The organism is Streptomyces durocortorensis (assembly GCF_016901035.1).
Lineage (GTDB): Bacteria > Actinomycetota > Actinomycetes > Streptomycetales > Streptomycetaceae > Streptomyces > Streptomyces durocortorensis.
On sequence record NZ_JAFEUF010000224.1, the window covers coordinates 1 to 11,195 of the forward strand.

Genomic DNA, 11,195 nt, shown 5'->3' on the forward strand with positions numbered 1-11,195 from the left:
CCCCCCCCCGCCGCGCCCCCCCCCCCCCGGGGCCCCCCCCCCCCCCCCCCCCGCCCCGCCCCCCCCCCCCCCCCCCCCCCCCCCCCCCCCCCCCCCCCCCCCCCCCCCCCCCCACCCCCGTGTGGTCCCGCCGACGTGGCCCACGGCGTCCTGACCGGACGGCCAAAACCGGCCGATGTCGGAGCGGGACCGAACGCAGGGCCGGCAGACCCTAGCTCGGGAGCGCCACCCCGGCCAGCTCCTCCGAGACCCGCCACACCCGCCGGGCCTCCTCGGGGTCGGTCAGCCGGCTGTACATCTCCTGCTCGGCGGGCGGGCCGCCCATGTTGCCGGGACCGCTCGGCCCGTAGAGGGCGCCGCCCCGGGCGTCCGGCGAGGTCGCCGCGTACAGCGCGGGGAACTTCGCGCTCTCCACGGTGCCGACCACGATGCCCCGGGCGGAGAGGAAACGGATCAGCCGCACACCCACGGTGTCCTTGGCGCGGCCCATCTCCGGCCGGGCGGCCAGCAGGCTCGTCGGGGCGACACCCGGGTGGGAGAGGTTGCTCGTGATGCCCCAGCCCCCGGCCTTGCTGCGGCGGTCCAGTTCCAGCCCGAAGAGCCCGAAGGCGATCTTCGACTGGCTGTAGGCGTGCATGCCGTCGTAGGACCGCTCCCAGTTCAGGTCGTCCCAGTTGATGGAGTTGCGGTTGGCGGAGACGCTGATCTGCGAGGTCACCCGGGCCTGCCCGGCCCGCAGGAGGGGCAGCAGCCGGAGGACCAGGGCGACGTGCCCGAGGTGGTTGGTGCCGAACTGCAGCTCGAAGCCGTCGGCGGTCGTCTGCCGGTTGGGCGGGGTCATCACCCCGGCGTTGTTGACCAGGAGGTGGATGGGCCGGTCCTCATCGAGGAGGGTGGCACCGAGGGCGGCGACGGAGTCCAGCGAGGACAGGTCGAGCGAACGCAGCGACACCTGTGCGCCGGGTGTCTGCCGCCGGATCTCGGCCATGGCGGCCTCGCCCTTGCGCGGGTTGCGCACCGGCAGCACCACCTCGGCTCCGGCGGCTGCGAGCCGTGTCGCGATCCCGAGGCCGATGCCGTCGCTCCCTCCGGTGACGACGGCGCGCTTGCCCGAGAGGCCGGGGACGGGGATGTCGATGGGCCGGCGTGCCATGGGGATCACTCCTGTGAGGTCGGGCCCCTGCTGTCGGGCCGGTGAGGTGGGGTTTCCTCCACGGTGACGCCGGTGCCCCGGCCTATCCAGGGCCTGCCGATCCACCGATCCGCGAGACGAGGCTATGGCCCGGTGCGGTGCGCGGCCGGGCGAGCGCCGCCGTACGGGGACACGGGGACCGGCCGGGGACCTAGCGGGGGCCTTATGGGGGGATCGACGATCCGTGGCTGCGGGCGGCTGCGGGCGCTACAAAGAGAGCAGGGGCCCACCGGACGCCGAGGGGCCCGAGCGGCTCACGAACCGACCGGAGCCGCGACCGGAGCCGCGAAGGGAGGCGGAGGAGACATGGAGATCGACCGACCCGGCCTAGCCGCGTTCCTGCGGCGCCGCAGGGAGCAGCTGCAACCGGAGGACGTGGGCCTCCCGCGCGGGCAGCGTCGCAGGACGAGCGGACTGCGCCGCGAGGAGGTCGCCGTGCTCTGCCACATGTCGACCGACTACTACGCCCGGCTGGAGCGGGAGCGCGGCCCGCAGCCGTCCGAGCAGATGATCGCCTCGATCGCGCAGGGCCTCCACCTCTCGCTGGACGAACGCGACCACCTCTTCCGGCTCTCGGGCCACACCCCGCCCGCCCGGGGCACGACGGGCGAGCACATCAGCCCCGGCCTTCTCCGCATCCTGGACCGGCTGGACGACACCCCCGCCGAGATCGTCACGGAGCTCGGGGAGACACTGCGGCAGACTCCGCTCGGCGTCGCCCTGACCGGCGACACGACCCGGTACACCGGCCTCGAGCGCAGCATCGGCTACCGGTGGTTCACCGACCCCGCCACCCGGGCGCAGTACGTCTCCGAGGACCACGCCTTCCTCTCCCGGATGTTCGCCTCCGGCCTGCGGGAGCTGGCCACCCTGCGGGGGACCGGCTCCCGGGCCGCGCACTGCGCCGAGCTGCTGCGCGAGGGGAGCGAGGAGTTCCGGCGGCTCTGGGACGAGCACGAGATCGGCATCCGCCCGGACGAGGTCAAACGCTTCGTCCACCCCGAGGTCGGCGTACTGGAGCTGAACTGCCAGCGGCTGCTGGACCCGGACCAGTCGCACAGCCTGCTCGTGTACACGGCCCCGCCGGGCAGCGAGAGCTACGAGCGGTTGCGGCTGCTGTCGGTCATCGGGACACAGTCGCTGCGATGAGCCCGTGGGCGGAACGCGCCACCCGCGCCGGTCAGCGCGGCTCGCCGCCGTCCCGCACTCCGACCTAGTCGGGGAGGCGAGATGGAGCGAGACGCTGCGGACGCAGGTACGTCCGTATGCGGACCATGTGCTCGCCGAGATCGAACGACTGCGCAGCAAGTTCACAGAGGACGTGTCCGGCCTCCGGGCGGTGGCGGCCGGGGACCGACAGGGCGAGCACGTGCTCCGGGGGCGGCAGTAACGCGACGGCGGTGCACTGGTTCACGGTTACGGGTCACCCTTCGGGAGAGTCGCCTGGGACGAGGCGCTCCGCGATCAGGTCGCCGAGCGGGTCGGTCACGTCCCAGGAGTGGGACGCGGTGTGGTGGTCGAAGAGCGCACACCGCCGTACGAGGCCGGAGTCGAGCCGGCGGAGGACGGCGGGGCACCAGGGCGCGGACTCGGCCCGGTGGGTGCGCTCGGGCCCGCTGCCGGTCCAGAAGAACCACAGGGCCGGTGAGTCGGGCGTCCTGCCCGGCCGGAGATAGGCGGCGTGTTCGGTGTGCCGGTCGTCGTCGTGCGTGCCGAGTTCGCAGAGGACGTACGGATCGGGATCATCGGGGCCATCCGCCCCAGGGGCGGTGAGCCGCAGCACGGCATCGGGTGGCAGCAACGTGACGGCGGTGCACTGGAGCACGACGTTCAACTCCGTTTCGTGGCAGGGGACTACTAGCGGTCGGCGGGGCGGCCACGCCACCCGGCGAGCGTCAGACTCAGCCCGACGACGGGATCGAGAACGGTGAACGATGCGGGGAACCCGGCCTCCAGGGCCCGTATCGCGTGCTCCTGGTGCGGCCCGTGGGTGGCCCAGCGCCGCAACTCCTCGGGTGCGCCCGAGCCGTGGAAGCGAACCGGCCGTACGTCGTCACCGGTGGACAGCCGTACGGGCTCGGGCGCGAGGGGCAGCCCGTGACCGTTGGCCAGGCGCAGCGCCTGCCGCCGGAGCCAGAGGAGGACGAGCCGCCGGTTCCGTACGACGACCCCGCCGAGAGTGGCGAACCGCTGCCCGTCCGAGACGGTGACCTCGGCGGCGTACCCCGTCACGCGCCTCACGCGGACCGCCCGGGTTCGCCGTGCCGGACCAGGTCCCGCAGCCGGTCGGCCGCCGCCTGGACCTCGGCCACGACGGCGGCGCGGTTGGCGAAGCGGTCGACGATGGCTGCGTCCAACTCGGCGCAGAACAGGGCCCGGTAGGCGGGATCGGACTCGATGCGGACGAGTTCGTCGAGGGGGTGCGGATGCGAGTGCGGGTGCGGATTCACAGGACCTCACCCCGGCTACGGGCGTTGAGTCGTGCGGTACGGGCGCGGAGTTGCTCTATGAGGAGTGCGGCGCGTACGTGGCGAGGCTCGGCCTCCCACTCCGCGCCGCCCCCTACGGGCCGGAGCGACCAGTAGGGGCCGGCGACCCCTCGGAATTCGCCCACGCGGTCGGCGCGGCTGGTGTCGACCATGAGGGTTCCGAGGGCGGGGAGGCCGGGGGGTTCCTGGTTATTCGGGCATAAGTTCTCGCCGTACATCGATCGCTCCTCTCCGTAGCCGTTCGGCTACCGGGGCGATTCAGCGTGACCTAGGGTCGGCCCTGTCTTCAACCTGCGAGTTTTGCTCAGAGAGTTAGGGCTTCGGCATGGTGAATCGCAAGCAGCTCGACCCCGAGGATCCGGACGTTTCCTTCGGCTTGCAGTTGAGGCAGGCCAGAGACGCGCGTGGCTGGACGCAGGATGAGTTAGCCGGCCGCATGGGGTGCTCGGGGACGCATATTTCGGCCGTGGAAACTGGTCGGCGCTCTCCAACTCCACGCTTCGCGAGAAGTGTTGACAGGGCCCTGGGGACCGGAGACAAGTTCAGCCGCTTGGTCCAGGCGATGAAGGACCTGACCCTGCTGGAGGGCTTCCCGGAGTACGCGCGCTACGAGGGCCGGGCGGTGGAGATCAGGCTCTACGAAGTCGGGATCATTCCTGGACTGTTGCAGACGCCGGAGTACGCGCGGGTCCTGGCCGACAGTGCTGTACGGCGGGGAGCGATCACACCGGAGCAGGCCGACGAACGCGTGTCCTTCCTGGCGGAGCGCCAAGCGGCTTTGGTGCGGCCGAATCCGCCCATGCTCTTCGTGACCATGGACGAAAGCTGTATTCGGCGTCCGGTCGGAGGTTCCGCTGTCATGAACGCCCAGCTGGACCAGCTGGTGGAGTTCGCCGAGCTGCCCAACACCCTGCTCCAGGTGGCTCCGTACGAGATCGGTGAACAGCGGACGTTCGACCTGCCGGTCAATATTCTGACGCTGCCGGACCGGTCCGTGATCTGCTACGCCGAGTCGCAGACTCAGGGGCACCTCGACCGGGAAAGCTCGTTCGTCCTGCCCATACTGACGGCCTACCATCAACTTCAGGGCGCGTCGCTGTCGCAGACGGCGTCGGTGGCCAAGATCAGCCAGTTGCGAAAGGGCACCCTGTGACGACCGAATCCCCCCGATGGTTCAAGTCCTCGTACAGCAACAACGGCGGCAACTGCATCGAGGTCGCCGCGAACCTCGCCGCCACGCGCGGCATCGTCCCGGTCCGTGACTCGAAGGTCGTGGGCGGGCCCGTGGTCGAGGTCCCCGTCACCGCGTTCGCGGCGTTCGTCGCGGGCGTTCAGGGCGGAACATTCGACACCGTCTGAGGAACCGAGCAGCAGGATGCCCCGCCGTGCCGCGCACAGTGGGGCATCCTGCTGTGCGTCCGTTGGGTCAAACGCACCGAGACGGGCGGTATCTGCCCGAGGTTCGCCCCCGGCCGGTGTGTACCGTCTGGGCTCAGTGGGTGCGGCGGTGGTCCCTGGACGGGCCGGGACGCACATGTGCCCGCCGGGAGGGGGAGACGACCGTATGGGGTATCGATGGGCGACCGGCGGTCGGGTACTGCGACGTCGCTCCTTCCGGGTGCTCTCGGTGCTGGCTGTCCTCCTTTTCACGGGCGGGGCGGTCTTCCCCGCGTGGGCGGCGCTGTCGGGGGAGGACGCCGGAGCCATGTTCGGTGCGGCGATGTGCCTGGGGGTGGGCTCTCTCGCTTTGCGCGTCACGCGCAGCAGGGTCCATCTCATGGGGACGAGCCTCCTCGTGGTCAATCCCGTCATGACGTACGAACTGCCCTACGGCGCGGTGAAGAAGGCCGAGGTCAATCCCGGGGGAAGTCTGGTGATCGTGCCCAGGGAACCCCGCCCGCGATCGGACGAGGAGGGGTACCTCGTGGTCGGGTTCGCAGGATCGCTGCTGGACCGGGCGTTCGGCACGTCGCCCAAGGCGGCGGCCGAGATCAACAAGGTCCGGCGCACGAGGAGAAAGACGACGACGCCCGGCGGCGAGACGACCCGGAGCCTGACTGCGGACCCGGGTGCGGAGCTGTTGTTGTGGCCGCCGCGGTCTGCGCGGTCGTCGCCGTCTTCCTGCGCTGGTGAGCTTTCGCGCGGGACCACCGACAGCCGTGGCGGGCCCGTGATGCCCCGGATCAGCGGCCCCCGGGGCCGTTCGCGCGGCGTGGTGCCGGCCTCGGCCGGGGAGCCTTCCGGCGCCCGCTCGCTGTCAGCTGCAGTTCCGGCTCTTGTACGAGGCGAACCGGTACTTGCCGTTGTCGTTCGTCGACCCCTCCCAGAACACGTAGTTCCCGTTGGCGGCCCGGACCAGGTATAAGCTGCGCGCCGAGCCCGAGTAGCGCAGAATCTGGCCCCCGAAGGCGTACTCGTGGGCGTAGTCGTAGAAGCTCAGCTTGCCGTCGGCGTAGCCCCAGGTCGCGTTGCCGACCTTGCCGTCCACGTCCTTCAGGGGCCAGCGGTCCTGCAGGTTCTTCGTCGCGTGGGTGGTGTTCGCCCCGAAGTGGCCGTCGATGTCCGCGGCGTCGTAGGCGGTGCCGTCCTGCTCCTTGGCGCCTTCCGCCCAGAGGATCTGCTGCCACAGGCAGGTGGCGTTGGACTTGGCGTGGCTCGACTGCGAGATCACGCCCTCGTCGCCCCAGTCGTTCGTGAAGGTGCCGCCTCCTGAGACGTATCCGCTCGAAATGCTGGCGGATGCCGGTGCGGTGCCGAACGCCAGAGCGCCGGCGACGGCGGTGGTCACGGCGGCGACGGCCAAGCGGGATCGGGTCAGCCGGAATCTCATGGTTCCCCCTCGATGAAACGGGTCACGTGCTGGCGGAGCGACGCTAACGTGCCGCCCGCGGCGGCATCGACACTGTTGCGTTCCAGCGCAAAAGCGGAGGAAGCGAAGTGGGTGGGGAGCGGAGGAGCGGAGGAAGGGGGTAAGTGGCCTGATTCGGGACGGGGCTTCGCGGGGGTGCGGTGGGCGGTGTGCAGGGTGCCGTCCCCCGGAGTGGCGCATGGGCAGGTCCGGTGCGGCGGTCAGTCCCGGCTGGCCCCGGGGAAGGTGAACTCCAAGAGGAGCCCCGCGCCTTCGCTCCGCACCTGGCGGAAGCCGGCCTTCTCCCAGGCGCGTACGGCCCGTACGTTCTCGCGTACGGGGTCGACCGTCACGCGCTGCAACCGGACTCCCGCGGCCGGGGCTGGGGGCCGGACGCCACGCGCACGCTCCTGGCCCACCTGGGCGGAGAGCTCGGCTGGAACCGCGGTGCGGTGAGGTCCGCGATGGAGACGACCTTCGCCGGGTCACCGGTCAGCTCGACCAGTTCGGGGATCACGCCCGAGCCCGCCAGGTCGAGCGCCGCGTCGACCCGGCCCAGCCGTCGCACGCGCTCGGCCCACCCGTCGCCGTACGTCGTGGCGAGCGCGCCCAGGCCGCGCAGGTAGTCCTGGTTGGCGGCCCCCGCCGTGCCGATGGCCCGGATGCCCCGGTCACGGGCGATCTGCAGCACCGCCGAACCGACTCCGCCGGACGCACCGCTGACCAGCAACGTCTCTCCGGGACGGACGCCGACCTCGCGGATGACGCGCAGCGCGGTCTCCACCACGATGCGGCTGCGTCACGCGGAGTCGCTGGCCCAGGCTGTCGCCGCCGACCTGGGCGTACCCGGGACGTCGATCGCCTGCCGGACGATCGCCCGTTTCGTCATCGACGCGTACGCGCTGGCCCGCGAGGCCGACGAGCCGGAGGCGGCGGTGGACGAGGTCTTCCGCATGATCGAGGCGGCCTGGGCGGCGGCGGATCCCGGCTGACGGCAGTACAGCGCCCCGGTGGAGCCCCGACCGGTGCACCACCGTCCGGCCCGGCCCCTCCAGGCGATCCGCCCGGCTGAGGGCCGCCCGCGCCCTGCCCCGGCGGCATCCGGTTCGTTCTCGTTCCCGCCGGACCGGTCAAGGAGGTCTGACAGGCAGGCGAGTTCCGTGCTTTTCCCTGTCTCCATTCCCCCCAACCGTGGTACGACAGTCGGGTTTTGTCGGGTCGAGTGTCGAACGGGGTGCTCTGGTGGCTGTGGGCTATCTGGTAACTGTGGTGCTGGCCGTGCTGATCGTGGTGTTCTGCCTGGTTCGTATACGCAGCCCGCAGCCGCTCTTCTTCGTCAGTTACCGGCTCGGGCTGGTCTTCAACGAGATCCCCCACGTCGCTCTCTACGCGCTGGTGGCGTCGACTGCGCTGGCCTTCTCGGAGGGCCACATCGCCGCGGCCCCCGACCGGGTGGCCGTCGGGGTGGCCGCGGTCGCGGCCGGCGGTCTCGTGGTGGTCGCCCTGCGCGGGATGCGGGCGGCGTCCGTGGTGCGGACCGCCCTGGACGAATCGCTCGCCGCCGGTGCGGGAACCCGCCACCGGCCGCCGTGGTCGCGCATCCTGCTCAGACCCGTCTTCCGCCGCCGCCGTGACGTCAAGCGGGTGGGCAACCTCAGTTACGGGGACGGAGGCCGCCGAAACCTCCTCGACGTCTACCACCACCGCTCGCGCCCCGAGGGCGGCCACGTGCTGATCCACTTCCACGGCGGCCACTACGACCAGGGCCGGAAGAACACCCAGTCGCTGCCCTTGCTCTACCGCCTCGCCAGTCAGGGCTGGGTCTGCGTCAGCGCCAACTACCGGCTGCGGCCGGACTTCCCGCACCCCGCCCATCTGATCGACGCGAAGAAGGTCATCGCCTGGGCGCGTGGACACGCGGCCGAGTACGGAGCGTCACCCGCGGCGGGAGTGTTCGTCGCCGGGAGCTCCGCAGGCGGGCACATGGCGGCACAGGCCGCACTCACCCCCGGAGAACCGGTCTACCAGCCCGGGTTCGAGGAGGCGGACACCTCGGTGACCGCCGCCGTCGTACTCAACGGCTTCCTCGCGGAGTACTTCGACGGAGACCCGGCGACCTCACCGGTGAACCTCGTCCGGGCGGACGCGCCCCCGTTCCTCATCGCGCACGGGGACCTGGACGAGCTGGTGGACACCGAGAACCCCAAGGCCCTCGTCAGCGCTCTGCGCTCCGTTTCCGCCTCGCCCGTCGTCTACGTCGAACTGCCCGGCGCACACCATGCGTTCGACCTCTTCCATTCCTTCCGGTTCGAGGCGCTCATCGATGGCATCGAGGACTTCGCCGCGTGGGTGACGACCCGGAAGGAGCCGGCCTAGGGCTTGTCCTGTGAATCTCGATGACCGTCTGGTCCGCCCCGACGAAAGCTCGGCCGGGCGGCCAGAGGGGCGATAATTCGTGCTCGGGTCTGGTGCCTGGTTGCCTAGAGTGGTTCGCATGATCGATCCAGGGCTCGAGGGTAAGACCGTGCTGGTCACGGGCGGCGCGATGAACATCGGTGCCGCGATCTCGCGCGCATTCGCGACCCAAGGAGCACGAGTGGCGGTGCACTACGTAGCCGCTGGCCCGTCTGCCCCGCTTGAGCACGCTCGCGCTACGAAGGCTGAGGTAGAAGCGTTCGTGGCTTCACTTCCAGAGGCGGTAGCAGTCGAGGCAGACTTCCTCGACCCGGGGGCCGCCACGCACCTTTTCAAGCAGGTCGAAGACACACTCGGCCCGGTCGACGTACTAATCAACAACGCCGGGCACGCCGAGGAGGACGATCAGTTCCCGCTCCTGGACCACGTCGGATTCGAACGGACCGTGCGGGTGAACCTGACAGCCCCGGCGATGCTCATGGCCGAGTTCGCGCGCCGAGTGCCCGAGGGGCCGCCGAAGGGCACAAGGTCGGTAGTCAACATCTCGACCGACGCAGCACGAGGCTTTCCCGGGCAGGTCGCCTATGGGGCTTCGAAGGGGGCACTGGAATCCCTCACGCGTGGGGCCGCGCAAGACCTTGGGCCCACGATCCGTGTCAACGCGGTCGCTCCTGGCCCTGTCCAGACCGGCTGGATGGACGACGACCTGATCGGGCAGGTCGCCCCGAGCATCCCTCTGGGAAGAGTCGGGGCGCCTGAGGACATCGCGGACGCCGTGGTCTTCCTCGCCTCTCGCCAGGCGAGATGGATCACCGGCCAGGTCGTCCAGGTCGCTGGCGGTCACTGGCTATGACCAGGTGCGGGATAGGCCGCGCTTGTGGTCAGGTCAACGAAGCCAGAGCGCGATCGCGGCGATCACGACCAGTGCCCGGTAGTACGCGGCCCGTTTCGCGTACCGGGTGGCCAGGCCCCGGAACTGCTTGAGCCTGTTGAAGCACCGCTCGACCACGTTCCGCCCCTTGTAGGCCACCTTGTCGAAGACCGGGGCCCGCCCACCGCGGGAGCCTTTGCGCAGCCGGTGGGCGGCGTGGTCCTTTTTCTCCGGGCTGACGAACCTGATCCTCCGCGCCCGCAGTGCCCTGCGTGTCGAGGGGCTGGAGTAGGCCCGGTCGGCCAGCACGCAGTCGGGGCGCTTGCGCGGCCTGCCCGGCCCTGAGGTGTTGACCCGCACCCGGTCCAGCAGGCGCAGCAGCTGCGGGTTGTCCCCGGCCTACCCGGACGTGAGCAGCACAACCACGGGCAGGCCTCGGGCGTCGGTGGCCAGGTGGATCTTCGTACTCAGTCCGCCGCGCGAGCGGCCCAGCGCCTCGTCGGGCTCGACGAGGTCCTCGACCCAGGCCGTCCGGGATGCCCCTTTTTGCGGGCCCCGGCCGAGTGCTGGTGGGCGCGCACCACGCTGGAGTCGATCGAGAAGACCCACTCGATGCTCCCGGCGTCGGCCTGGAGGGTCTGCGCGTGCTCCAGGATCCGGTCCCACGTGCCACCGGCGGTCCAGCGGCGCAGGCGTTCGTGCAGGGTCTTCCAGGGCCCGTACCGCTCGGGCACGTCGCGCCAGGGCGCGCCGGTGCGCAGCTGCCACAGGATGCCGTCGATGACCTGCCGGTGGTTTCTCCACTGACCGCCCCGGCCCGAGGAGGGCATGAGCGGCTCGATCAGGTCCCACTGCTCGTCGGTGAGGTCATCACGTCCTGCCACGGACCGGCACGCTACCGCTGCCGGGAACATTCACAGGACACGCCCCTAGACGTGCGGGTCTGGACAGGTCGGCGACACCGCTGGACTCCCCGGCGCCCCGGAACACCGCCGGCACCGTGAGCCTTCACGGTTTTGGACCGTGTCCCGGGGGCAACCGGCCGCCATGGACACCAACACGCACGACGAAGAAGCGGCCCCGACCCAGGGGGACGAGCACAACGTCCTCCTCAGCGCCGACACCAACGGTGACGGCAAGCCCGATGTGTGGATGACGGACACCACCGGTGACGGCAGAGCGGACCTCTACCAGTTCGACACCACCGGTGACGGCAAGCCCGATGTGACGGTGGTCGAGGGAGCGGAGGAACCCGGCACGGACCGGCTGGTGGTCGAGGGCGACGGCGGTCACCCCCAGCAGACCTGAGGCCCGTGTTACTGATCTTGGTGGAGGGGGGCGGAGCAATGACGGGTTCGGCCGGTGTGACCGGAGGGGGGC

Annotated in this window: 14 protein-coding genes and 3 pseudogenes; 8 read left to right on the forward strand and 9 right to left on the reverse strand. The window is 70.8% G+C overall.

Going from position 1 to position 11,195, the window contains the following annotated elements:
• Nucleotides 1–211 precede the first annotated feature (211 nt).
• Nucleotides 212–1,153: an SDR family oxidoreductase gene (locus tag JS521_RS28870; RefSeq protein ID WP_205085896.1), complete on the reverse strand. Its 942-nt coding sequence runs from the start codon at nt 1,151–1,153 to the stop codon at nt 212–214.
• A 345-nt stretch (nt 1,154–1,498) separates the two neighbouring features.
• On the opposite strand from JS521_RS28870, the gene JS521_RS28875 reads away from it, so the two are divergent.
• Nucleotides 1,499–2,341, forward strand: a complete 843-nt coding sequence (locus JS521_RS28875; RefSeq protein WP_205085897.1) for a helix-turn-helix transcriptional regulator — start codon at nt 1,499–1,501, stop codon at nt 2,339–2,341.
• Between the two features lie 4 nt (nt 2,342–2,345).
• Nucleotides 2,346–2,582, forward strand: a complete 237-nt coding sequence (locus JS521_RS28880; RefSeq protein WP_205085898.1) for a hypothetical protein — start codon at nt 2,346–2,348, stop codon at nt 2,580–2,582.
• A 33-nt stretch (nt 2,583–2,615) separates the two neighbouring features.
• Here the strand turns inward: JS521_RS28880 and JS521_RS28885 are convergent, their stop codons facing one another.
• Genes JS521_RS28885 through JS521_RS28900 form a run of 4 tightly spaced genes read right to left on the reverse strand, consistent with a single transcriptional unit; the run spans nt 2,616 to nt 3,899 of the window.
• A complete protein-coding gene (locus tag JS521_RS28885) occupies nt 2,616–3,017 on the reverse strand; it encodes a hypothetical protein (protein WP_205085907.1) in 402 nt (133 codons plus the stop codon).
• Between the two features lie 32 nt (nt 3,018–3,049).
• Complete coding sequence (locus JS521_RS28890) at nt 3,050–3,433, reverse strand: hypothetical protein (RefSeq protein WP_205085899.1); 384 nt, start codon at nt 3,431–3,433, stop codon at nt 3,050–3,052.
• Nucleotides 3,430–3,642 (reverse strand): hypothetical protein, encoded by a 213-nt coding sequence (locus tag JS521_RS28895; protein ID WP_205085900.1) that lies wholly within the window; start codon nt 3,640–3,642, stop codon nt 3,430–3,432. The genes JS521_RS28890 and JS521_RS28895 overlap by 4 nt, the downstream gene beginning before the upstream one ends.
• Nucleotides 3,639–3,899 carry a hypothetical protein gene (locus JS521_RS28900; RefSeq protein WP_205085901.1) on the reverse strand — a complete coding sequence of 87 codons (261 nt, stop codon included), beginning with the start codon at nt 3,897–3,899 and terminating at the stop codon, nt 3,639–3,641. Before JS521_RS28900 ends, JS521_RS28895 begins: the two co-directional genes overlap by 4 nt.
• 107 nt (nt 3,900–4,006) lie before the next feature.
• On the opposite strand from JS521_RS28900, the gene JS521_RS28905 reads away from it, so the two are divergent.
• Nucleotides 4,007–4,834, forward strand: a complete 828-nt coding sequence (locus tag JS521_RS28905; protein WP_205085902.1) for a helix-turn-helix domain-containing protein — start codon at nt 4,007–4,009, stop codon at nt 4,832–4,834.
• Nucleotides 4,831–5,040: a DUF397 domain-containing protein gene (locus JS521_RS28910; RefSeq protein WP_205085903.1), complete on the forward strand. Its 210-nt coding sequence runs from the start codon at nt 4,831–4,833 to the stop codon at nt 5,038–5,040. The genes JS521_RS28905 and JS521_RS28910 overlap by 4 nt, the downstream gene beginning before the upstream one ends.
• Before the next feature lie 898 nt (nt 5,041–5,938).
• On the opposite strand, the gene JS521_RS28915 is transcribed toward JS521_RS28910, so the two are convergent.
• From JS521_RS28915 to JS521_RS28925, 3 genes and pseudogenes are all read right to left on the reverse strand, one after another.
• Complete coding sequence (locus tag JS521_RS28915; protein ID WP_205085904.1) at nt 5,939–6,511, reverse strand: peptidoglycan-binding domain-containing protein; 573 nt, start codon at nt 6,509–6,511, stop codon at nt 5,939–5,941.
• Between the two features lie 239 nt (nt 6,512–6,750).
• Nucleotides 6,751–6,882, reverse strand: coding sequence for a hypothetical protein (locus JS521_RS37275; RefSeq protein WP_275564231.1), 132 nt, complete (start codon nt 6,880–6,882; stop codon nt 6,751–6,753).
• Nucleotides 6,883–6,968: 86 nt separating this feature from the next.
• Nucleotides 6,969–7,316 (reverse strand): annotated as a pseudogene (locus JS521_RS28925) (MDR/zinc-dependent alcohol dehydrogenase-like family protein); the annotation flags it as partial.
• Here JS521_RS28925 and JS521_RS28930 point away from each other — a divergent pair.
• The 3 genes and pseudogenes from JS521_RS28930 to JS521_RS28940 form a co-directional block, all read left to right on the forward strand.
• Nucleotides 7,315–7,521: pseudogene (locus JS521_RS28930) on the forward strand (TetR/AcrR family transcriptional regulator); the annotation flags it as partial. The pseudogenes JS521_RS28925 and JS521_RS28930 overlap by 2 nt on opposite strands.
• 250 nt (nt 7,522–7,771) lie before the next feature.
• Nucleotides 7,772–8,905 carry an alpha/beta hydrolase gene (locus JS521_RS28935; protein WP_205085905.1) on the forward strand — a complete coding sequence of 378 codons (1,134 nt, stop codon included), beginning with the start codon at nt 7,772–7,774 and terminating at the stop codon, nt 8,903–8,905.
• A 118-nt stretch (nt 8,906–9,023) separates the two neighbouring features.
• A complete protein-coding gene (locus JS521_RS28940) occupies nt 9,024–9,797 on the forward strand; it encodes an SDR family NAD(P)-dependent oxidoreductase (RefSeq protein WP_098024526.1) in 774 nt (257 codons plus the stop codon).
• 33 nt (nt 9,798–9,830) lie between these two features.
• Here JS521_RS28940 and JS521_RS28945 read toward each other — a convergent pair.
• Nucleotides 9,831–10,729, reverse strand: a pseudogene (locus JS521_RS28945) (IS5 family transposase).
• Nucleotides 10,730–10,862: 133 nt separating this feature from the next.
• Here JS521_RS28945 and JS521_RS28950 point away from each other — a divergent pair.
• On the forward strand, nt 10,863–11,123 hold the full coding sequence (locus JS521_RS28950; RefSeq protein ID WP_205085906.1) for a hypothetical protein: 261 nt from the start codon (nt 10,863–10,865) through the stop codon (nt 11,121–11,123).
• Nucleotides 11,124–11,195 lie beyond the last annotated feature (72 nt).